The sequence below is a fragment of the Mucilaginibacter sp. 22184 genome, assembly GCF_052045695.1.
Classification (GTDB): Bacteria; Bacteroidota; Bacteroidia; order Sphingobacteriales; family Sphingobacteriaceae; genus Mucilaginibacter.
On the sequence record NZ_JBQEPI010000003.1, the window covers coordinates 487278 to 509764 of the forward strand.

Genomic DNA, 22487 nt, shown 5'->3' on the forward strand with positions numbered 1-22487 from the left:
GGTACTCATGAGTGCTGCGCAGTTATTCGTTTATTTAAGCTCAGGTGCCTTATTATTTAAATTATTGATTAGTATCTACGCCAAGCGTTCCCAAAGCCTTTTGCAGATCGATCTTGCTGGATAGTAATTGAAACAGCGCATTATAATAGCTTAATTCGGCTGTACGCAGATCTGATTGCGATACTATAACATCAAGATAGGTTTTAATACCCTCGCGATATTGCAGGCTTACCACCTTGTATACATCCTTAGCCAGATCAACATTTTGCCTGATCAGCTGGTAGCTGGTGTAATTACTTTTATAACCGGCCAGTGCCTGTACATATTCGGTATTGATGGTGTTTTTGCTATTTTCCAAGTCAAGATCGGTACGCTCAACCTGCAACTTAGCTTTGCTTAGGTTTTGCAGGCGCCTGGTGCCCTGAAAAATCGGAAGGCTTAAAGTAAGTCCCGCATAGCCCGTTGGGTATGCCTTGTCGTACAGATCTGAAAAATCATGGCTGAAATAAGCCCGGTTATAACTACCTACTGCCGACAAGGAAGGTAAAAATCCAAACCTGTAATAATTAACATTAACGTTTTGCAATACTTTAGTGGTTTGCAGCAAACGGTATTCAATGCGGTTATTAAAATCCAACTGCTGATTGGTATCAATAACGGCTGCTTGCTCATAACGGGATGAATCATAGGCCAGATCCAGATTTTTTGATCCGTCGATCCCCATGATCTGTTTTAAATAAGCCGTTTTACTTTTAATAGCCTCTTCGGTTTGCTTGCGTGTGGCTAATGAATTGTTGAGCGATATAGTGGCTTGTTTATAATCTGTTTTGTCAGATACACCTGCCTGATACCTGTTATAAGCATCCTTCAGGCTTCTTTGTAAGCGGATGATATCTTCGTTGGTGATGTTCAGTTGTTTTTGAGAAAGCAACACATCAAAAAATGCCTTGCTCACGTCAGATACTACATTGATCTGGCTGCTCAGCGTGTTTTGTTTATAATACTGGCGAGAATATTTAGCGGTTTTGGCTGCCAGTAATACATCGTTATTATAGATCACCTGATTTAACTGTAACCCGAGTGTAGACAGATTACGGATGCCCGAGCTTGACGGAAAGTTGGCCCCCGACGCCCCTGCCTGCGGCGTTCCTTTAAAATAGTAATTATATATACCCGATCCGGTGAGCTGGGGTAACCAGGCAGAAAGCCCTATCCGGATATCCTTTTCATTGATCTGTTCATCGATGGAGGCCTGCCGAACCGCGGGCTGGTTACGAAGGGCAAACTCAACACATTGCTTTAAAGAAACAGGCCCGTTAATGCTATCAGCGACGGTTTGTGACCAGGTTGGTGAATGTAAAATTAATGTTAAGACGATTGTAATGAAAAATACTAAATACTTATTTTTTTTCATAAGGTGGCTATAGGTGATGTTAATTATCAGTGAAAACAACAAAAAATCAATCTCTGGGTTTTTACCGATTTATACAGGGGCGGCGCTAATATGTGATTAATATTACTAAATTAAAATCAAGAACAAGAATTTTACGTAAAATTTATAAAAACATGCCAAAATCATGCGTTTTTGGGCTTTTTACAAAAAAATGAAAAATTGTGGTGCGAAATAAATAAAAAAATTAATTAATTTGCCGTGATATAATTTAGAATGCTTGCCGCTGTTTTGAGATCAGAATAAGCATTTTTTTAAAAAATTACATTTACCATATAGGTTATATGCTTATTCATGGTATTTTTACACAAAATTTAAGCAGGGTTAATACATGGTTAAAAAACTACATGGGAAAATCGCCGAGTTCCAGGTTGCAAATATGCTCCGGGAGAAGGGATTGTATCCTTATTTCAGGCCTATTGAGTCTGCTCAGGACACTGAAGTAATAATAGATAACAAAAGGGTGTTAATGTTTGGTTCCAATTCCTACTTAGGGCTAACCAATCACCCAAAGATTAAAGAAGCTTCGAAGAAAGCAATTGACAAATACGGCACAGGCTGTGCCGGTTCGAGGTTTTTGAATGGTACACTTGATATTCATATCGAATTAGAGAACAGGCTTGCCGACTATGTAGGTAAAGAAGCCACTGTTTTGCTCAGCACCGGTTACCAGGTTAACCTGGGTGTGCTTTCCTGCATTACAGGCCGTAATGATTATCTTATATTAGATGAATATGATCATGCGTCTATCATTGATGGCAGCAGGCTATCATTTTCAAAAGTGATCAAATACGCCCATAATGATATGGACGATCTGCAACGTAAACTGAGCATTTTGCCCGAAGAGGCGGTGAAGGTTATCGCTGTTGATGGTATATTCAGCATGGAAGGTGATATTGTTAAATTGCCGGAGATTGTTAAACTGGCCGACGAGTTTGGTGCCAATATTATGGTTGACGATGCCCACAGTTTAGGCGTTATTGGCCATAAAGGTGCAGGTACCGCATCGCACTTTAACCTTACCGAAGATGTTGACCTGATCATGGGTACATTCAGTAAATCACTGGCATCATTAGGTGGTTTTATTGCAGCCGATAAGGACACTATCGATTATATCAAACACCGTGCACGTTCATTAATGTTTAGTGCAAGTATGCCTCCGGGTTCGGTTGCCAGTGTAATTGCGGCTTTGGATATTATCGAATCTGAACCTGAGCGTATCCAAAAACTTTGGGACAATACCAATTACGCTCAAAAACTTTTGTTGGATGAAGGTTTTGACCTTGGCCCTACAGAAAGCCCGATATTACCTATCTATGTACGTGATAACGAAAAAACCTTCCTGGTAACCAAATATCTGCAAGCTGCAGGTGTATTTGTTAACCCGGTGGTTTCGCCGGCCGTACCTTCAGATTCATCATTGCTGCGTTTTTCATTAATGGCTACGCACACCTTTGCTCAAATTGACGAAGCCGTTGAAAAACTTTCAAAAGCATTTAAAGAAGTTGGTGTATCTGCAGCTTCTGTTAAAGAAAATATCTAAATAAACAAAAACGTCCGTGTGCTCATAGCTTTTTTATCAAAACAAGCTCCTGCACACGGGCGTTTCATTTTATACCTCAAGCAACAATTTTATAAATACCACTCATGATAAAAATTGTAACTGTTAGTTCGAAAAAAGAATTAGCGTCATTTATTGATTTTCCACATGATTTGTATCAGGACGATCCATACTACGTTCCGGAATTGTTCATAGCTCAGCGCGATCTGTTAACTATACATCCTTTTCATAAGCATAATACCGTACAAACTTTTTTAGCTTATGATGGCGATAAAATTGTAGGTCGCATTGCAGCTATACTCAATAATGCACATAACAAGTTCAACAATACCAATGATGGTTTTTTTGGCTTTTTTGATTGCATTAATGACAAAGAGGTAGCAACAACACTTTTTAATACAGTTACCGATTGGCTCAAACAAAAAGGTGTGACCCAGAAACTGATTGGCCCTGTTAATTTTTCAACCAACGAACCCTGCGGTTTACTAATAGAAGGATTTGACAGTTCGCCGTTTTTAATGCAAACCTATAACGCCCCCTACTATGCCGATCTGATAGATGGTTATGGTTTTACCAAAAACGCCGATCTGATTGCCTGGCACTGGGACGATAAAAGCTACGACGATAAGTCGGTACGCTTGTTAAGCGCGTTGGAGGAGCGTTTAAAACGTAACAATATCATTATCCGCACTTTAAACCTCAAAAACTTCAAAGAGGAGTCCATTAAGCTCCGCGAAGTTTATAACTCAGCCTGGGATCATAATGAAGGCTTTGTTCCGCTAAGTGATGATGAGTTTGATTACCTGGCCAAAGATCTGAAGTTAATACTCGACAAAGATTTTGTACTGGTTGCCGAACAGGAAGGTAAAATAGTTGCCTTTGGACTGGCCCTGCCCAACTACAACGAGATTTTTAAGAGAATTAAGCGTGGTCGCCTGTTACCTACGGGTATTTTCAAACTCTTATTCGGTCGTAAAAAAATACAAAGCCTGCGTATATATGCGCTGGGCGTTATTGATGGCTACCGTAAAATGGGTATCGAAGCTTGCTTATATGGTACCATTATTAAAGAGTACAGGCGTAAAGGCATGAAACAAGCCGAAGCCGGCTGGACCCTGGAACACAACGATATGGTAAACCGGGCTATAGAAGCCATAAACGGCAATCCCTATAAAAAATACAGGCTATACGAAAAAGCCATATGAAACAACGGGTTTTAATAACCGGTGCCAGTGGCTTTGTTGGGTATCACTTAATTGAAGAAGCGTTAAGTCAGGATCTGGAAGTTTACGCTGCCATACGCAAAAGCAGCAATATTGATCACCTAAAGCACCTTACTATTAACTATGCCGAACTCAATTACAAAGATCTGCCAACGTTAAAACAACAGCTCAGCGATATTAAGCCCGATTATATCATTCATGCGGCTGGCGTTACATCGGCCCGGTCACAAGCCGAATATAATCACATTAACGCTACCTACACGCATAACCTGGCAACAGCAGCAGCTGATGCTTGTCCTGGTTTGCAAAAGTTTGTACTGATAGGCAGCCTGGCCGCAATAGGTCCGCTTAACACATTAACGGGTATCATAACCGAAGCTACCCCTCCTGCCCCCGTTACAGCCTATGGCCGCAGCAAGCTACTGGCAGAGCAACAACTGCGCACGGTTGAAAACTTAAATTATACCATACTACGCCCTACCGCTGTTTACGGGCCAAGGGATACCGGCATCTTCATATTCTTTAAGCAAGTAGTAAAAGGGCTTGAGCCATATATTGGCAAAGGCCAGCAAAAGCTAAGCTTTATCTACGTAAAAGATGTGGCAAAGGCCTCCATAAAGGCTCTACATGGCGGCAATCAGCAAACCTATAACCTGAGCGACGGCAACTTTTACAGCAAGTATGAATTAGGTGACCTGACTAAGGAAATATTGGGTATAACTACCTTTAAATTTCATTTGCCTGTAAATTTTGTAAAAATAATTGCCGCCATATCAGAAAAAGTGAGTTCTTTGAGAAATAAAGCCGCTGTAGTGAATATCGAAAAGATAGATGAGCTCATGGCAGTAAACTGGTATTGCGATAACGAAAGCGCAAAATCAGATCTGGGCTTTTACCCGGTGTATAACCTCAAAACGGGTTTGGCCGAGACACTAACCTGGTATAAAGCCAATAAATGGCTTTGATCCCAATTAAAATAATGTAATGATGAAAATAAAAAATCCGCTTTCCTTGTTTTATAACTTAAACGTTTAAGTTACTTTTGAACACGGAATAAGCAAATAGAATTTTAATCCTTTTTCGCTTTACTTAAACGTTTAAGTAAAGCGAAAAAGGATTAAAACAGCAAAAAAAGAGTAAAAACCACGGACTATGGCAAACAACGCCTCAATCCAATAATCAACAATAAATAAGTCAATGAAAATGAAAATTTCACCCGCCGAAGGCAAACTGGGTATCCTTATCCCAGGTTTAGGAGCTGTGGCAACTACACTGATTGCCGGTGTTGAAGCAGTAAAAAAAGGTATCTCACAACCTATAGGTTCACTTACGCAAATGGGGCATATCCGTTTAGGTAAAAGAACGGAGAACCGTAATCCTAAAATTAAGGAGTTTGTGCCACTTGCTAATCTTGGAGATATAGTTTTTGGCGGTTGGGATGTTTATGAAGATAACGTATACGAGGCAGCTGCAAATGCAAAAGTACTTGAGCCGGGATTATTAAACTCGGTTAAAGCTGAGTTAGAATCTATCAAGCCGATGAAAGCCGCCTTTGATAAAAATTACGCCAAAAACCTGAACGGTACACATGTAAAACAAGGTACACGTTATGAGCTTGCACAACAGGTAATGGAGGACATCAAAAACTTTAAAGAGCAAAACGGACTGGACAGGGTTGTTTTGGTTTGGTGCGGCTCAACCGAGATCTATTATGAAGCATCAGCCATACATCAAACTTTGGCGGCTTTTGAACAGGCTTTGCTTGATGATGATAAACTGATAGCACCAAGCATGATCTACGCTTACGCGGCTTTAAAATTGGGTGTACCTTTTGCAAACGGTGCCCCTAACCTAACTGTGGATATCCCTGCCTTAATTGAGCTTTCAAAAGAAACCCAGACCCCTATTGCCGGTAAAGATTTCAAAACAGGTCAAACTTTAATGAAAACTATCCTGGCGCCAGGCCTGGCTGCACGTTCATTGGGTGTACATGGCTGGTTCTCGACCAATATTTTGGGTAACCGCGACGGTTTGGTGCTGGACGATCCGGATAACTTTAAAACTAAAGAGGTATCTAAATTAGGTGTTTTGGAAGATATATTTAAACCTGAGGAAAATCAGGAGCTTTACGGCGAGATCTATCACAAGATCCGCATCAACTATTATCCTCCGCATGGCGATAATAAAGAAAGTTGGGATAATATTGACATTTTTGGCTGGTTGGGTTACAAAATGCAGATCAAGATCAATTTCCTTTGCCGCGACTCTATCCTGGCTGCCCCTATCGCCCTTGACCTGGCTTTATTCTGCGATCTGGCCAAACGTGCCAATATGAGTGGTATACAGGAATGGTTATCATTTTACTTAAAATCGCCTCAAACAGCGGAAGGCCTTCGTCCGGAAAATGATATATTTAAACAACTTATCAAGCTGGAAAATACCTTACGCTATATGATGGGTGAAGATCTGATAACTCACCTTGGGTTAGACTATTACGAAGAAGCTTACGCCGAAGCATAATTTATTTGACCAAATCTGCTATAACCGGTTGTTTTGCAGCTTATGCTGTATACAACCGGTTATTTTTTTGCTTATAATTGCCACCGGTAACTGATCATTTCCTTATCACACATAAAGCCTTGATTTATTGATTGTGTAAAATAGTTGTTATCAGGTTGTTAAACTTTATAAAAATCTGATGACAACCAATATCTGTTTGTTTAAACCAATCTAAAATTCAATACTTTAGGTAAAACAATAAAACCGGCTGCCGGTAAACAGCTCATAATATATAAAGCATAGCACCGTTTTCAGTGTAATATAATTTAATGGTAATATTTAGCAGCAAGGTGGCTTTGATGCATTGTGCAGGGAATATTTGACTTTTTGACCACATTAGTCTGTAATAAATTTTTCTACCTTTGAAGCGCAATTACAAGCTAATGGGATAGTTATGTCAAGGCCAAATAAGGCCGGATATAACTATCTACGCTGCTCAATTAAGGTAAAGGAAAACATCAGTTTGATTGATTAGGATAATTGAGATTTGTGCTCTGTTATCATAACAATTTGGCTATCATATCAAAGTGATAAATAGCTTATACAAGGAATAAGGGTAAAGGATTAACAAAGAGTTTTGTATTTGCATAATTGCATAAAGTACATGGATTTTAAAAATTTTTATAAAAGTTTATTTTTTTTAATACTCTTTTTTTCTGCTTCATCATTATTTGCGCAAACAACTGTTATAACGGGTACGGTTACGGATGCCAGTAATAAACAAACCCTTCCTTATGTTGCGGTTGCATTTACAGGTACTACTGTTGGCGTAGCGACCGATAATAATGGTAAATACCGACTTTCGACCACAAACGCTACACTTAAGCAAATAAAAATTTCTTTTCTGGGTTATAAGGATGCCTTTTTAGCGGTTGAACCGGGTAAGGAGCAGGTGATCAATGTAAAGCTTTATCCTTCGGCCAAACAACTGAATGAAGTTGTGATAAAATCAGGCAAAAAACCCAAATACCGCAATAAAGACAATCCTGCGGTTGAACTGATACGCCAGGTTATCGAAAACAAACCCAAAAACCGCCCCGAAGCTTATGATTATGTAGAGTACCGCGAATATGATAAAATGATGTTCGGGTTTATCAACGTATCTGCAGCGTTTTCGGATAGAAAGTTTTTCCGAAAATATAAGTTCATCATCGATAACCGCGATAGCACCATTTTACCTGGAAAATCGATATTACCGGTTTATCTGGATGAAAAACTATCGCAGAATTATTACCGCAAAAATCCCGAAAAGAAACGCGAAGTTGTGATTGGCCAGCGTGGGGTAAACTTCGGTCCTGCGGTTGATAACGAAGGTGTTAAACAATACTTCAAACACCTGTACAATAACGTGGATATTTATGACAATGATATCTTTTTGATCACCAGTCAGTTTTTAAGTCCGATATCCAACAATTCGCCTAACTACTATAAATTCTTTATTACCGATACCATTACCGACGCCAAAAACCAAAAACTGGTTGAGCTGAGCTTTACACCACGTAACAGTAACGACGTACTTTTTGAAGGGATGATATACATTACCCTTGACGGCAACTACGCTGTGCAAAAAGCGGTATTGAAGATCAACAAGCATATCAACATCAACTTTATACGCTCTATGGAGGTCGATCTGGATTTTGAACAGAATCCTGACAACCGTTACCACCTGAGCCGGAGCAATACCATAGCTGAGTTTGGAGCCACCAAAAAGGAGGGTAAAAGCGGGTTGCTGGGTATGCGAACCATTACCTACAAAAACTATATAGTTAATCATCCGCGGCCTGATACTGCCTATACCAAACAATCGGAAGAATCACAAGATGAAGCTAAAACACGGCCCGCTTCATTCTGGGAGAAGAACCGTCTGGATACACTTACCACAGCCGAATCAAAAGTTTACAAAAACGTAGACAGTTTGAGGAATATGCCATCATACAAACGTACGGTTGATATTGCTACCCTATTGCTTGCAGGTTACAAAGGCTTTGGCAAATTTGAGATCGGTCCTGCCAACACATTTTACAGCTTTAATCCGGTTGAAGGTTTACGTCTGCGTTTAGGCGGTCGTACTACACCAGAACTAAGCAAACGTTATTATTTCGAAACTTATGCCGCTTATGGTTTTAAGGATGAGAAATGGAAATACTTTTTAAGTGCTACCTACTCGCTTAACAATAAGTCTATTTATAAATTCCCGCAAAACTATATCAGGGCCAGTTATCAAAAAGACACTAAAATACCCGGTGCAAACCTGCAATTTGTACAGGAGGATAACTTCTTGTTGTCATTTAAACGCGGTACAAATGATAAGTATCTGTACAATGACTATTACAGGTTAGATTACGTGCATGAGTTGGAGAACCACTTATCATTCGCGGCTGGTTTTAAAAACTGGAAACAGGCGCCTGCAGGGTCGCTATATTTTAATAATGTAGTAAATGGGCAGCCGAATGTGATAAACTCTTTAACCACCACAGAGCTCACAGGAACGATCCGCTGGGCACCGCATGAGGAATTTTATCAGGGTAAAATTTACCGTATACCTATTCCTAATCCGTACCCTACCCTTGAATTGGATTATACCACAGGTGTTAAAGGTTTATTTAATGGTGAGTATAACTATCAAAAACTTGATTTCAGGATCGACAAACGTTTATACCTGTCGCAATTGGGATATTCAGACCTGAGTATTTCCGCAGGCAAAATATTTGGTCAGGTACCATTTCCGTTGTTAACCATTCACCAAGCCAACCAAACTTATGCTTATGACATCGATTCTTATAACCTGATGAACTTTTTGGAGTTTGCCAGTGATAAGTATGCGAGCTTCAGGATTGACCATCACTTCGGCGGTTTCTTTTTCAATAAAATACCCTTGTTGAAAAGATTAAAATGGCGCGAAACATTTTCGGCAAAAGTGTTGTACGGTGGTTTAAGTGATAATAACAATCCAAATATTCATCCGTCATTATATCAATTACCAATTGACGCCAATGGCTTACCGATCACCTATGCATTGGGTAAAACACCTTATGTGGAAGGTAGTGTTGGTGTCGAAAATATATTTAAATTTATACGGGTTGATTATGTAAGGCGATTCAATTATCTGGACCATCCGGATGTGCCGCGTGATGGTATCCGTGTACGTGTCAAATTTGATTTTTAATTTTGTACAGCATAAATACAAAAAAATGGAACAGCAAACATCCCTAAGAACAAACCTCCAGTTAGGTATTTATAAGGTGATTGATCCTTTTGTAAAAATTTTGATCAAGGTTGGGTTAACTCCAAACGCGGTGACCTCAATTGGTTTTGTGTTAAATGTGGGCGTAGCTGCCATATTTATATTGGGTGCGGAAGAGGGTAATCGCGGCGATCTGAGTTATGTAGGCTGGGCCGGTGGTTTAATTCTGTTTGCCGGGTTATTTGATATGCTCGATGGACAGGTGGCCCGCCTTGGTAATATGAAATCAACCTTTGGCGCTTTGTATGATTCGGTACTTGATCGCTACAGCGAACTGATCATGTTTTTAGGTATTTGTTATTACCTGGTTGCTCACCATTATTTCCTGAGCTCCATTGCCGCGTTTATTGCCCTTATTGGTTCAATGATGGTAAGTTATGTGAGGGCCCGCGCCGAAGGCTTAGGCGTAGAAGTTAAAGGCGGACTGATGCAACGCCCTGAGCGTGTAGTAACTATTGGCTTATGTGCTGCTTTAAGTGGTATAGTGGCTCAATACATTGGCGGTAATTACAAACTATTTATTCCAGGAGTTAAGTTTCATGTATTTGAAACCATATCTATATTTACTATTCCATTGGTAATACTGGCCGTACTTACCAACATTACCGCGTTTAACCGGTTAAGAGAGGCTAAAAGAGCTTTAATTGAAGCGGAGAAAAATAACTAATTATTGATTAAAGAACATTGAAGTGACTACGTTTGTTGAAATTAAGAGAAATCACTAATTCAATAACTCAGTAATTCAATAATTAAAATATCATATCTTCGTAACCTTTAAATAAAGGTGTTTACACAATAGTAAATCTTTATTAAAATTGAACCCGGTTAGGTTTTGCTAACTTATATATTATTAAAAGACAATAACAGGCAGAGAAATCATTAAAATTTTAAAACCTGATATGCTATGAAGAAAAATTATGTCTCCAATTCTCAGGAGTCGGTGAGAATGTTTAAAAGCGACTTTTTAGAAGGTTTATCAAAGGTACATTATACCGTACCCCTGTACATTTTTGTACCCGTTATCTTGGTATGTACATACGAAGCTTTCTTTGAAGCAGGCATGAACTTTTTACTTTATATCGGCTTGTTTTTAGCTGGTTTATTTATCTGGACCATTGTTGAATACATCATGCACCGCTTTGTTTTCCATTATCAGCCAAATGAAAACTGGAAGTGGGCCCAACGTCTGCATTTTATTATGCACGGCGTACACCATGACTATCCCAGCGATGCTAAACGTTTGGTATTGCCGCCATCATTAAGCATTCCGCTGGCCACGGGCTTTTACTTCTTATTTAAAGCTTTGTTACCTGCAAACTACATATTTGGTTTTTTTCCGGGCTTTATTTTAGGCTATCTGTTTTATGATATATCGCACTATGCCATGCATCATTTTAACTTCAAAAGCGGTCTTTTCAAAAAAATAAAACAGCACCATATGTTGCATCACTACCAGGATCCTGAAAAGGGTTACGGTGTGAGTTCGCCGCTTTGGGATAAAATATTCCGTTCAGGTTTTTTAAAGAAATAGGTGTGGATAGTACCAGACAAAACAGCGTAACCGTAAATGCTAAATCAATACTGGTTGTTACACTCCTTTCAATAGCTTATTTAGTTATTTCCAATTTCCTTATTGGTTACAACTCATCCGAGTTGGTATTGGTGGGTATATTCAATGTACTTTTTTACCTGTCACCTGTTACGCGCAAATTCATATTAGGCTTTAGTATATTCATTGTATACTGGATCATATTTGATTATATGAAGGCCTTCCCGAACTACCATTATACACCTGTTCATATAGCTGACCTGTACAATTTTGAAAAACACATTTTCGGGATACATGACCATAATAAACTATTAACCCCAAATGAATATTGGCGTATCCACGGCACAACATTTATAGATGTAGTAACCGGCTTGTTTTATCTGTGCTGGATACCAGTCCCTTTAGGCTTTGCCGCTTTCTTGTTTTTCAAAAATAAACGGCAATTCCTGTATTTCTCGCTCACATTTGTGTTGGTGAACCTGTTGGGTTTTGTGGTTTATTATACATTCCCCGCCGCTCCACCATGGTATGTTCAGTATTATGGATTTCACTTTACACCGTTAACCGCGGGTAACGTGGCCGGTCTGGCTAAGTTCGACGCGTATTTTCATGCCGGCATCTTTAAATCCATCTATACCAAAGGCTCTAACGTATTTGCGGCTATGCCGTCACTTCATTCCTCTTACCCGGTTATAGTGCTTTACTATGGTATAAAAAGCCGTTATAAAGTGGCCAGTATCTTCTTTGCTATTGTGATGTTGGGTATTTGGTTTACCGCTGTTTATGCAAGTCATCATTACGTGCTGGATGTTTTGGCAGGTATCACCACGGCTATTTTAGGCATATCGTTATTTAACCTTTTAATGAAAAAGGTTAAATGGTTGCAGACATCTACTGATAGATACGAGCAAGTGATATTGTGAAAACTATCTACTTAGGCAAATTACATTAAGCACAGGCCGCATAATTTGCGATGATCTTAATTACTTTATATTTTTATAAAACCAAACCTTATTAAATGTTACATAAATTCACCTTTTATTTTCTTTTATTCTCGTTTGTAGTTTCGGCCATCGTGTTATCGTGCAAAAAAGAGCAAAAGGTTGATCCAACCCAAAAACCGACCATTGTTACCCTAAAGGACAGTTTAATGGAGGGTGGAGGTGTAAGGCTATTTGGTTCATTGACACCTGATCCCCAGATTACCGACTACGGGTTTGAATATGGAGAGGACAGTTTATTCGCAAAGAGTGCAAAAATTTCACTTGGCATAAAGGTAACTGAAAAATTTTACGCTGATATTTTAGAAGGACTTAAAAGCGGGCACAAATATTTTTTCAGAGCGTTTAAAAGTTTAAACGGAGCCGAAAAGCAAGGTGCCGTATTGTCATTTATATCACAAGGCAGCAAGCCAATTCTAATCACTCGTATAACACCTGCAACTGCCGACATGGGGGATACCATAATCATACATGGTAAATACTTTGATATTAAAAAAACAGCTGCTTATTTTGATTCATATAAAGCTTCAACGATAAGTATTACGGATTCGCTGATTACTTGCATAATTCCTTATATGAATGGGCGCTATAGTAACAATTTAACGCTAAAAGATGGCGATAGTACCAGATCTACCTATCGTAACTACCAATTGTCCACACCCATTATTACGTCTTTTACCAATAAAAAATTCATGGGTGATACAGTGGAAATCATCGGCAATCATTTTGACAGGATCAGTAATTTTACCACAGAGGTTGATTTTGGTACGGTTAAAGCACAAATTATAGGAACCAGCAAAAATAAAATGACAGTGATTGTTCCTACTATTTATAACACTCCTGTACCCATTACTGTGGTTGCTCAATTTCAAAGTGTTAAAAGCACTTCCCTATTTTCATTAGCCAGTCCCACAATTTTACAAGTACCGACAAACGCTTATACCTTAGATAACCTGGTTATCAACGGTAATAATTTCTTTCCGTCTGCACAATATGATTACAATAAGGTGTTTGTAACGGCGTAAAGGCCGATATTTTTACAGCAACACGTAGTAGCATTAAAATCCGAATACCAGAAGCCCCTTATCCAACCCGCGTCGCCTCTATATCTGTAAATGTATTAGGGCAAACAGTAAATTACAGCGGTAGTGTAACTATTACTGATAAATGGCTCATGATGGCAAATAACCTGCCCTTCGCAAGTCCTGTTAACTCCAATTTTGTAATAAATAACGAAGCTTATACCCTGGCACCGCTTGGGGGCACGGGCCGTATCTATGTATTTAAATTCGATGCCAAATCAAATACATGGTCGCAGTATCAGGAATTAGCTCCACTCAATGGTAATGTTCAGGGAGTAACCGTAGTAAACTCAAAGGCATACGTTTATTCGGCTGCGGCCAATGGCACCTTCTGGCAATATGATCCGGCATCCAAACAGCTAACCCCCAAAGCACAATTTCCCGGGGCGGCCAGAAACGTTCCTACGCTTTTTTCTGCAGGAGCTACAGTTTACATGGGCTTTGGTGTTGATGTGGGTGCCTTTAACGATTTCTTTGCTTATAATACTCAAACAAATTCCTGGAAAAAGATAAGTGGATTCAACAGTCCTTATTTTGACGGTATTGCCGGCAGCTTTGTTATTGGCACTAAGGGTTATATTGTTTATAAAACCTACAACGGTAATTGGCTGGAGCAATACGACACGCAAACCGATACCTGGACAAAGAAGACTCCCTTAGTAAATGCCTTCGGTACTGCGAGCGGCTTTACACTTAATAATATGGGCTATGTTTGCGGTGTAACTACCGATAATTACAGCAATAACTGTTTTCAATATAACCCAATAACGGATACCTGGACACAAAAAACCAAAGTTGGTTTCGGAAGTTATATATCAACAAGGAGTTCTTTCAGCCTGGGTTCAAAAGCTTATGTATTGACAGTTAATACAGATGGAACCGCAAGCACACTATATACTGCCCTTGTAAACGATATTCAATAAAAGCATATTAGGTATGTGACGACAGTATCTAAACTCATTGTTATGCGGATACTCCATTCCTACCGGTGTGCCGCATCGGGCCAAATTTTGAGCAGAAAAACAATTCGATCAATACAAACACTGTACTATTTTCCATACCATCATCACTTCATAAAAATACAACTCCTTTTACCTGGTAACATCCAGGTTTAAATTCTATTACAAAAATATCTTTAGGCTATAAAAAATTACAAATCGCTTAATATCACCTATATTCAGATCAATAAATCAGAAACAGGCACACTATTTGACAGGTTATTATTCAAATTAACTGTTGATACGATAACCCTTACATGAAGAAACTGATTACCTGCCTTTTTATTCTCTTAGCCGGATTGCGATTATCAGCGCAAGCAGCGGGTGATTTGGACAGCCTGAAACAAAAACTTCAGGTTACTAAAGACTCATTAAAAGGTCCCATATATGTGGAGATCGCAAATCAGTATCTGTTAAAAAACGACACTATCCACAGCCGCCGGTTCAAATATTATAACCAGACGGAAGCGTTAAACTATACCATGCTGGCCCTACATAATTTCTCAAACATTTCAGATACGCTGGGTTTACGCACTTGTTATAATAGTCTGGCCAAAATTTATCGGCAGCAATACAGATATATCCAGGCCAAATGGTTCATTTTGCAGTCCAATGCCATATCCCGCCAGAAAAAAGATGTATCTAATATCATTACTTCGTTAATCGAGCTTTCGGCTATAAAGGCCGATATGAAAGATTATAAATGGGCAATGCACGATTTGAATGAAGCCCTGGCATTGTCTGTTAAAAACAAAGATCCGCAAAAAGAATCAGCAGTACAGGTTGGTTATGCCGGTTTATATCGCCAGATGAAAGATTTTGATAACGCCGCGCTGGCCATAAAACGGCATGAGGAAATTGATGATAGTATACACCAGGCCCAAATTGATCGTTTGGCACGCATCAACACACAGGATTCCCTCCGGATTAAAAAACAAGACTCGATTATTATCAAAAAAAAAGTACTCGCCTCCAGCAAGAAAACGCCTCCCGCCGGCAAGAAGAAGCCCTCCAAGACAAGCTCCGTCAAACGCATAGCCTCATTGTAGTATTTATTATATTGCTTGCGCTGATGACCATTGCCGTGATCATTTATTCGATACGCCGCAAACATGGAATATGGCGTTTACGTATAAGAAAACCACGATCATAACGTTGCATATATCACCGTTTTAATTTAATTAAACCCGTTGCCAGGAAAATTGTCATACTGATGATATGAGGAAACTGATCATTAAAACCATTTTTACTTTTGCAGCTTTGTTTACATTTTGCGGCGCTTATGGCCAAAGCAGGCAATTTAAAAATGAGTTCTTAAACCGTATAAACTTAACCAGGCAAAAAGGCTGTAACTGTGGCCTGAAATATTACCACCCTGCGCCGCCCCTAACCTGGAATGATGATTTGCAGGATGCCGCCGAAGGTCATGCTAAAGATATGGCCCGGCAAAATTATTTTGATCATACCAGCAGGGATGGCCGAAGTATGGAAGACAGGATCGTATCTGCGGGATATAAATTCAAGGGCTATAAAAGCTTTGCCATTGGCGAAAACATTGCGGCCGGACAGCAAAGTATTGCCGAGGTAATGGACGGCTGGTTTAAAAGCGAGGGCCATTGCAAAAATCTCATGAACCCCGATTTTAAAGAAGTAGGTGTTGCTATGTACCGGAATTACTGGGTGCAGGATTTTGGCGGCCGGGAGTCGTTTTCGCCCGAGCAGCAAAAGCTCATTAAGTCGGGCAAATACCGTATGGTGCAACAGCCGTCCACCGGTCACGATTAGATCTAGGTGCGGAGGTGCAGATTATTGAATGGTTGCAGCTAATATATACTGTATTTACAGCTTCTATTCAGGCAATCTTAAAGTCAGCTTTTCAAAATTCCCTAAATTCAAAGTGCTTTTATACATACTTTTGCTAATTTTGAAATTAATGCTATCCGCTAACAATCATACGCTTGAAAAACTGGAAATGCTGCTTAAATCGGCCGGATATAAAGTGCGGTACGAAAAAGGCAATTTTAAAACCGGCTCCTGTTTATTGCTCAGTAGTCGTATGGTTATTGTTAACCGTTTTTCAAACCTGGAAAGTAAAATATTGGCCATTGTTGAATTACTGCGTGAGCTTGAGATAGATTATAAACTGCTCGACGAAAAACAGGTTGCGTTTTTGCAGGAGATCAAACAAACTAAATTGCAGCTGTGACCATAACATTTTTAGGAACCGGAACTTCACAGGGCGTGCCTGTCATTGCCTGCGGCTGTGAGGTATGTACATCAACCGATACCCGGGATAATCGGTTACGGACCTCCATCTTAATAGAGGCCGAAGATAAAACCATGGTGGTTGATTCAGGCCCCGATTTCAGGTATCAAATGTTACGAGCCGGTGTAAAGCACCTTGATGCCATTGTATTCACTCACGAGCATAAAGACCACATCGCGGGTATGGACGATATCAGGGCTTTTAACTACAAACAAAACAGCCCCGTTGATATATATGCCGATCAAAGAGTACAAAAAGCACTGGTGCGCGAGTTTCCATATGTTTTTGACGGAACAGGTTATCCGGGAATACCGCAGGTGATGGTACACCCTATTGATCTGCGCCCATTTTCAATTGGTAACAATATTTTTACACCTATTGAAGTACTGCATTATAAACTTCCAATACTGGGTTTTAGGGTAAAAGATTTTACTTATATCACCGACGCAAAAACAGTACCCAATAGTGAAAAGGAAAAGATAAAAGGGACAAAAATATTGGTGATCAATGCGCTCCAAAAACAAACTCATATATCTCATTTTACGCTTGATGAAGCTGTCAATTTCGCCAATGAGATGGATGCCGAGAAAACTTATCTTACTCACATCAGCCATCGTTTAGGCACCCATTTTGACGTTTCAAAGGAATTACCAGACAATATTGAACTGGCCTATGACGGCATGAAACTCATTATTTGAGCCCTCTAACAACAACGCTGATGTTTAACATTTTACAATAAATAAGTAGAAAAAAAGACAATTTTCGCACAAAAAAAAACAATATTTGTAGGCATCCGTTTGGGTACATAATATGTACTTATTCGGATAGCAAGCCCCTATTAGATGAAATATATTGTTTATGTAAGCACGGCTGTAAGGCTGATGACTGAAGAAGAGCTTTTAGATTTGCTTACTATTGCTCGCACCAAAAATAAAAAGTATAGCGTTACAGGCATGCTGCTATACTGCCAGGGCACTTTTATGCAAGTGCTGGAAGGCGAAGAAAGTTCAGTGGATCTGATTTACAGAGCTATCGAATTGGACTTCATCAGGCACAAGAACATCATCAAACTAGCGTCCGGAGTACTCGAACAAAGAAACTTCCCAGACTGGTCAATGGGATTTGCCTCTATAAATTCAGAAACCCTGCAGGAAATTGAAGGATTTCTTAGTTCGCCCGAACTAAGTTTAACCAAGAACTCTGAACATATCACCATTAATATGCTTAAAAATTTTGTTGATAATAATAAGCTATATATTTCCTTTTAACCTCCAACTTTTATAATAGCTATCCTTTTCAATACATTAGTTAAGGATAAAACAATAACTATTAGATAATGTTTTACACTTAAAATTCTTTTTCTATTGCAAATTAATAACAACGACATATAAATTTACAATTACTTATTTAATTTATCACAAAATTAATAAATTTATAATTCAATCACAATTTAATAAAACTCACCTTTTCTATCGCGCCTTTATATTTATTTAAATGCCCAGTGTTGCGCACATTGATTTTACCTTTTATCGTAATAAATCTCTTATTGATCCGGGTAAACGTCCCGTTATTATATTGAAATAGTCCTTCGCGAGTACCAGTTAAGTATAATGGGCATTCCTGGCTAAAATCAACCCACAACGCTTTTTTAAAGGAGTGATCGGCAAAAAGACTATCATTTAATAAAGCCGACTGCTCAACTCCTTCCACATATTTTCCAGTTACTTCTACATACTGACCATTATAGTTTTTCAAGTGACTCACCAGTTCTGTAAACTCAACCTTTTTAAAGGATATCCCATCATTACAATTGCTTTCGAAAACCTTGGGCTGTTTGCTGCACGATAGTAGTAATAACAGCAGTATGGCAGGGAAGAACAACGCATTTATTTTACCGGATACCATAACATCAAAAAAATCAGTTTTATGAATATAACGAAAACATTGTGAGGATAGTAGCGATACTTGCTAAGTATCTTTAATATTACACAATAAACAGGAGTAATTATTGATCTGTGCTAAATGCTTTTATAATATTGTAATTAAGCATTACATTTAGCTATCAATCAAACCAATTGTATGAAACTGAAACTAATATTTATAGGGCTTTTGTTTTTCATAACATCAGCAGAAGCACAGCAAAAAATCATTCAATTATACCAGGGTGCTGCTCCGGGTTCCGAAAACTGGAACTGGACCGAAGGCGAAAGTGAAAATAAGCTATTTAATGTAAAGTTGGTTTACAATGTTGTACATCCTTCTCTGGAAGTATTTTTACCCGATCCTGCTATCGCTACCGGCACCGCCGTGGTTATTTGCCCGGGTGGCGGTTTCGAGGTATTATCTATCAACAGCGAAGGTAATGATGTAGCTAAATGGCTTAACCAACATGGCGTGGCCGCTTTTGTATTAAAATACCGATTGACGCAAAGCCTTACCAACGACCCCATGAAGGAGCTTGCTACCAACATGGCCAAAAAAGGTTTTGAACAAAGTCTTACCAAAATAATACCGTTAAGTATTGCCGATGCAAGGCAAGCCATTACTTATGTACGCGAACATGCTTCTGAATATGGTTTGTCGCCATCACGTATAGGTATTATGGGGTTTTCGGCCGGCGGAACTTTGGCTGCGGCGTCGGCCTATAAATACACGCCCGCTAACAAGCCCGACTTTGTAGCGCCAATCTACCCGTATTTCCCCGCGGCATTGCAATCTGCCATTCCTGATGATGCGCCACCTTTGTTTCTGACTGCGGCTACTGATGATGACCTGAATCTCGCCCCTCATAGCGTCGATCTGTATTCTAAATGGCTCGCATCCAACCACAGCGCCGAACTGCATTTGTATGCAAAAGGGAGCCATGGTTTTGGCATGCGTAAACAAAATATACCTACAGATACCTGGATAGAGCGTTTTAACGACTGGCTGGGCTTAAAAGGCTTTTTAAAACCGATAGATCCGAAGGCCAAATCACCACAGGAAAAACTGGCTGAGGTGGAAAACAATCACAAAAAATATGATGAGCAGCTGCGTAAGGACTGGGCCAATATTAAACGCTACGCAGCCGATAACGAAAAGGTAATTGCACAAGAGGCTAACCCTAAGAGTGTGGTTTACATGGGCGACTCGATCACTGATTTCTGGATCAGAAGCGACTCTGCATTTTTTGCAGGCAAGCCTTATCATGACCGGGGCATCAGCGGGCAAACTACCACTCAGATGCTGGTGCGTTTCCGTGATGATGTGATCAACTTAAAACCCGGCGTGGTAGTGATACTGGCAGGCATTAATGATATTGCCGAAAACAATGGCCCCATCAAATTGGAAGATGTTTTTGGCAATATTCAATCCATGGCGCTGCTGGCTAAAGCCGCCGGTATTAAGGTAGTTCTTTCGTCGGTATTACCAGCATTTGATTTTCCCTGGCGCCCGGGAATGGCTCCTGCCGAAAAGGTAGTACGCCTGAATGCCATGATCAAAGATTTTGCCGATAAAAACCGCATGGTATATCTTGATTATTTTTCGGCTATGGCCGATGAGCGCAAGGGCTTGCCTCAATCTTTATCCGGCGACGGCGTACACCCCAACCTGGCCGGTTACAAAGTAATGGAACCACTGGCCGAAAAAGCTATTGCTGAGGCTTTAAAACGCAAGTAAGCGCGTTTAAATTACCTCTCTCAAAATCATGAGCGAGGTAATTTAACTCAATCATATCAAAACGATAATGCTATTGGTATAAATTTGCGCATATCGTTATCTATGAAAAAGTACATCCTCTTTATTGCAGTCTTTTTGCAAGCCGTAATCTCATTTGGACAGGCAGACACCGTTCAGAAGATCATACCCGGTCGTAAAAACAGTATCAGACAGCAAAACAAGCCATACGTGATCCTGATTTCGGCGGATGGTTTTAGATATGATTACGCAAAAAAATACCAGGCTACCCATCTACTTGCCTTAAGTAAGGAGGGTGTGAGTGCCGCGTCGATGGTTCCATCCTACCCATCCGTTACTTTTCCTAATCATTATGCTTTAGTAAGCGGTCTGTATCCTTCGCATTCGGGCCTGGTCAATAACGCTTTTTATGACCGTGACCGGCACGATACCTATTACATGGGCACCAAAACTAAAGTTGCTGATGGCTCCTGGTATTGCGGTTCGCCATTATGGGTATTGTCAGAACAGCAGAGCATGCTTTCGGCCAGTTTTTATTGGGTAGCTTCTGAAGCGGCTATACAGAACATCCGCCCAACCTATTATTATACTTATAATGAAAAGATAGCTATTCATGACCGTATTGAGGCTGTGGTAAAATGGCTAAAACTGCCACCAGCCGAGCGCCCGCACCTGATCACTTTCTACTTTCCGCAGGTTGACCATGCCGGGCATATGTATGGCCCCGACGCGCCCGAAACAGCCCATGAGGTACATTTTGTGGATTCGGCGGTTAATGAGCTAAACACAGCTGTAAAAACAACCGGGATCAAAGCAAACTTCATTTTTGTATCAGACCATGGCATGACCTATGTCGACAAAGAACACCCCATCGGTATTCCCGCGGCTATTGATACCTCTAAATTTTTAGTATCTGGCGATGGTATCCTGGTGGAACTGTATGCCAAAAACAAAACCGATATCGACGGTGCTTACAAAAAGTTAAAACAGGAATCGGTTGATTATGACGTGTATCTTAAAACCAATGTCCCGGCCAGATTACATTACGGCCAGGCCGATGATTGGCACAATCGCATTGGCGACATATTGCTAATACCCCACTACCCTAAAGTGTTCAACTTATCCAACAGAAAAATACACCCAGGCTGGCATGGGTATGACCCGACTTTGGTTAAGGATATGCATGCCGCCTTCCTGGCCTGGGGACCTGCTTTTAAAAAGCACACCACCATTCCATCATTTGAAAATGTATCGGTTTTTAACCTCGTAAAAAGTATATTAGGCCTTAAATATTCGGGCAAGGTTGATGGCACCGATAAACTGGCGCACACCATTCTGGTTAAAAAGAAATAAACAAAGATGAAAAAAATCCTTTTGCTTCTATGCAGTTTTATGGGCCTGTTCATCATTCATGTTAATGCGCAGGATACCACCTTGGTTAAGCAAAGAGCTAATTTACTGGCGCAAGCCATGATAAAAGGCGATTACCCAACCATTATCAATAACACCTATCCTAAAGCCATACAAATGGCCGGAGGCAAAGAAAAAATGATTCAGCTTATTAGTACAGGTATTGAGCAGATGAAGGGCATGGGCCTGAGTTTTGATGCAATTTCTATGGGTACTCCTGGCAAATTTTATAAGGCCGGTACCGAAATTCATTGTCTGGTACCAGAAAATATAACATTTAAAACACCTCAGGGTCGTTTACTATCACATAGTAACTTATTAGGAATAAGCAAAGATGGCGGTAAAAGTTGGACCTTTTTAGATGTCAACAATTCAAGCAGGGAAAAGCTAAAGCTGATATTACCTAACATTAATCCTGATTTACAAATACCCAAAGCTACTGTTGAGCAGATACCTTAGATTTGCA

Annotated in this window: 20 protein-coding genes; 18 read left to right on the plus strand and 2 right to left on the minus strand. The window is 39.9% G+C overall.

Annotated features, from left to right (window positions below):
- Positions 1–61 precede the first annotated feature (61 nt).
- On the minus strand, positions 62–1414 hold the full coding sequence (locus ACTJKG_RS09590) for a TolC family protein (protein WP_172335211.1): 1353 nt from the start codon (positions 1412–1414) through the stop codon (positions 62–64).
- Positions 1415–1781: 367 nt separating this feature from the next.
- Between ACTJKG_RS09590 and spt the strand changes: the two genes are divergently transcribed.
- The 15 genes from spt to ACTJKG_RS09665 all read left to right on the plus strand — a co-directional run bounded on the left by spt (position 1782) and on the right by ACTJKG_RS09665 (position 18201).
- Positions 1782–2993 carry a serine palmitoyltransferase gene (spt, locus tag ACTJKG_RS09595; RefSeq protein ID WP_172335212.1) on the plus strand — a complete coding sequence of 404 codons (1212 nt, stop codon included), beginning with the start codon at positions 1782–1784 and terminating at the stop codon, positions 2991–2993.
- A 104-nt stretch (positions 2994–3097) separates the two neighbouring features.
- Positions 3098–4216: a hypothetical protein gene (locus tag ACTJKG_RS09600; RefSeq protein ID WP_172335213.1), complete on the plus strand. Its 1119-nt coding sequence runs from the start codon at positions 3098–3100 to the stop codon at positions 4214–4216.
- The gene (locus ACTJKG_RS09605) at positions 4213–5199 is read left to right on the plus strand and encodes an NAD-dependent epimerase/dehydratase family protein (RefSeq protein WP_440739050.1); all 987 of its coding nucleotides are present in this window, start codon (positions 4213–4215) and stop codon (positions 5197–5199) included. Before ACTJKG_RS09600 ends, ACTJKG_RS09605 begins: the two co-directional genes overlap by 4 nt.
- Positions 5200–5437: 238 nt before the next feature.
- Complete coding sequence (locus ACTJKG_RS09610; RefSeq protein WP_440739051.1) at positions 5438–6754, plus strand: inositol-3-phosphate synthase; 1317 nt, start codon at positions 5438–5440, stop codon at positions 6752–6754.
- Between the two features lie 643 nt (positions 6755–7397).
- Positions 7398–9959, plus strand: coding sequence for a DUF5686 and carboxypeptidase-like regulatory domain-containing protein (locus tag ACTJKG_RS09615; RefSeq protein WP_172335216.1), 2562 nt, complete (start codon positions 7398–7400; stop codon positions 9957–9959).
- A gap of 25 nt (positions 9960–9984) precedes the next feature.
- Positions 9985–10704, plus strand: coding sequence for a CDP-alcohol phosphatidyltransferase family protein (locus ACTJKG_RS09620; protein WP_172335217.1), 720 nt, complete (start codon positions 9985–9987; stop codon positions 10702–10704).
- Between the two features lie 237 nt (positions 10705–10941).
- Complete coding sequence (locus tag ACTJKG_RS09625; RefSeq protein ID WP_172335218.1) at positions 10942–11568, plus strand: sterol desaturase family protein; 627 nt, start codon at positions 10942–10944, stop codon at positions 11566–11568.
- Positions 11569–11570: 2 nt separating this feature from the next.
- Positions 11571–12509, plus strand: a complete 939-nt coding sequence (locus ACTJKG_RS09630; protein ID WP_172335219.1) for a phosphatase PAP2 family protein — start codon at positions 11571–11573, stop codon at positions 12507–12509.
- 95 nt (positions 12510–12604) lie between these two features.
- Complete coding sequence (locus ACTJKG_RS09635; protein ID WP_440739052.1) at positions 12605–13612, plus strand: IPT/TIG domain-containing protein; 1008 nt, start codon at positions 12605–12607, stop codon at positions 13610–13612.
- Positions 13613–13761: 149 nt separating this feature from the next.
- Complete coding sequence (locus tag ACTJKG_RS09640) at positions 13762–14592, plus strand: Kelch repeat-containing protein (protein WP_440739053.1); 831 nt, start codon at positions 13762–13764, stop codon at positions 14590–14592.
- A 332-nt stretch (positions 14593–14924) separates the two neighbouring features.
- Positions 14925–15716, plus strand: a complete 792-nt coding sequence (locus ACTJKG_RS09645) for a hypothetical protein (RefSeq protein WP_172335221.1) — start codon at positions 14925–14927, stop codon at positions 15714–15716.
- Between the two features lie 169 nt (positions 15717–15885).
- On the plus strand, positions 15886–16452 hold the full coding sequence (locus tag ACTJKG_RS09650; protein ID WP_172335222.1) for a CAP domain-containing protein: 567 nt from the start codon (positions 15886–15888) through the stop codon (positions 16450–16452).
- A gap of 148 nt (positions 16453–16600) precedes the next feature.
- Positions 16601–16873, plus strand: a complete 273-nt coding sequence (locus ACTJKG_RS09655; RefSeq protein ID WP_440739054.1) for a hypothetical protein — start codon at positions 16601–16603, stop codon at positions 16871–16873.
- Positions 16870–17631, plus strand: coding sequence for an MBL fold metallo-hydrolase (locus tag ACTJKG_RS09660; protein WP_440739055.1), 762 nt, complete (start codon positions 16870–16872; stop codon positions 17629–17631). The genes ACTJKG_RS09655 and ACTJKG_RS09660 overlap by 4 nt, the downstream gene beginning before the upstream one ends.
- Before the next feature lie 144 nt (positions 17632–17775).
- The gene (locus ACTJKG_RS09665) at positions 17776–18201 is read left to right on the plus strand and encodes a BLUF domain-containing protein (RefSeq protein WP_172335225.1); all 426 of its coding nucleotides are present in this window, start codon (positions 17776–17778) and stop codon (positions 18199–18201) included.
- Between the two features lie 175 nt (positions 18202–18376).
- Here the strand turns inward: ACTJKG_RS09665 and ACTJKG_RS09670 are convergent, their stop codons facing one another.
- A complete protein-coding gene (locus ACTJKG_RS09670) occupies positions 18377–18838 on the minus strand; it encodes a hypothetical protein (protein WP_172335226.1) in 462 nt (153 codons plus the stop codon).
- Between the two features lie 174 nt (positions 18839–19012).
- Here ACTJKG_RS09670 and ACTJKG_RS09675 point away from each other — a divergent pair, with 174 nt between their 5' ends.
- From ACTJKG_RS09675 to ACTJKG_RS09685, 3 genes are all read left to right on the plus strand, one after another.
- Positions 19013–20593, plus strand: a complete 1581-nt coding sequence (locus ACTJKG_RS09675) for a GDSL-type esterase/lipase family protein (RefSeq protein ID WP_440739056.1) — start codon at positions 19013–19015, stop codon at positions 20591–20593.
- A 102-nt stretch (positions 20594–20695) separates the two neighbouring features.
- Positions 20696–21964: an alkaline phosphatase family protein gene (locus ACTJKG_RS09680; protein ID WP_440739057.1), complete on the plus strand. Its 1269-nt coding sequence runs from the start codon at positions 20696–20698 to the stop codon at positions 21962–21964.
- 6 nt (positions 21965–21970) lie between these two features.
- Entirely contained in the window at positions 21971–22480 is a 510-nt protein-coding gene (locus ACTJKG_RS09685; protein ID WP_440739058.1) for a hypothetical protein, read from the plus strand.
- Positions 22481–22487: the final 7 nt, after the last annotated feature.

Excerpts from the sequence above, each read along its gene's own strand:
- ACTJKG_RS09640 (WP_440739053.1), top strand. The coding sequence starts at position 13,762 with ATGATGGCAAATAACCTGCCCTTCGCAAGTCCTGTTAACTCCAATTTT.
- ACTJKG_RS09635 (WP_440739052.1), top strand. The coding sequence starts at position 12,605 with ATGTTACATAAATTCACCTTTTATTTTCTTTTATTCTCGTTTGTAGTT.
- ACTJKG_RS09675 (WP_440739056.1), top strand. The coding sequence starts at position 19,013 with ATGAAACTGAAACTAATATTTATAGGGCTTTTGTTTTTCATAACATCA.
- ACTJKG_RS09645 (WP_172335221.1), top strand. The coding sequence starts at position 14,925 with ATGAAGAAACTGATTACCTGCCTTTTTATTCTCTTAGCCGGATTGCGA.
- ACTJKG_RS09600 (WP_172335213.1), top strand. The coding sequence starts at position 3,098 with ATGATAAAAATTGTAACTGTTAGTTCGAAAAAAGAATTAGCGTCATTT.
- ACTJKG_RS09655 (WP_440739054.1), top strand. The coding sequence starts at position 16,601 with ATGCTATCCGCTAACAATCATACGCTTGAAAAACTGGAAATGCTGCTT.
- ACTJKG_RS09670 (WP_172335226.1), bottom strand. The coding sequence starts at position 18,838 with ATGGTATCCGGTAAAATAAATGCGTTGTTCTTCCCTGCCATACTGCTG.
- spt (WP_172335212.1), top strand. The coding sequence starts at position 1,782 with ATGGTTAAAAAACTACATGGGAAAATCGCCGAGTTCCAGGTTGCAAAT.
- ACTJKG_RS09685 (WP_440739058.1), top strand. The coding sequence starts at position 21,971 with ATGAAAAAAATCCTTTTGCTTCTATGCAGTTTTATGGGCCTGTTCATC.
- ACTJKG_RS09665 (WP_172335225.1), top strand. The coding sequence starts at position 17,776 with ATGAAATATATTGTTTATGTAAGCACGGCTGTAAGGCTGATGACTGAA.
- ACTJKG_RS09680 (WP_440739057.1), top strand. The coding sequence starts at position 20,696 with ATGAAAAAGTACATCCTCTTTATTGCAGTCTTTTTGCAAGCCGTAATC.
- ACTJKG_RS09625 (WP_172335218.1), top strand. The coding sequence starts at position 10,942 with ATGAAGAAAAATTATGTCTCCAATTCTCAGGAGTCGGTGAGAATGTTT.
- ACTJKG_RS09650 (WP_172335222.1), top strand. The coding sequence starts at position 15,886 with ATGAGGAAACTGATCATTAAAACCATTTTTACTTTTGCAGCTTTGTTT.
- ACTJKG_RS09615 (WP_172335216.1), top strand. The coding sequence starts at position 7,398 with ATGGATTTTAAAAATTTTTATAAAAGTTTATTTTTTTTAATACTCTTT.
- ACTJKG_RS09620 (WP_172335217.1), top strand. The coding sequence starts at position 9,985 with ATGGAACAGCAAACATCCCTAAGAACAAACCTCCAGTTAGGTATTTAT.
- ACTJKG_RS09605 (WP_440739050.1), top strand. The coding sequence starts at position 4,213 with ATGAAACAACGGGTTTTAATAACCGGTGCCAGTGGCTTTGTTGGGTAT.
- ACTJKG_RS09590 (WP_172335211.1), bottom strand. The coding sequence starts at position 1,414 with ATGAAAAAAAATAAGTATTTAGTATTTTTCATTACAATCGTCTTAACA.
- ACTJKG_RS09610 (WP_440739051.1), top strand. The coding sequence starts at position 5,438 with ATGAAAATTTCACCCGCCGAAGGCAAACTGGGTATCCTTATCCCAGGT.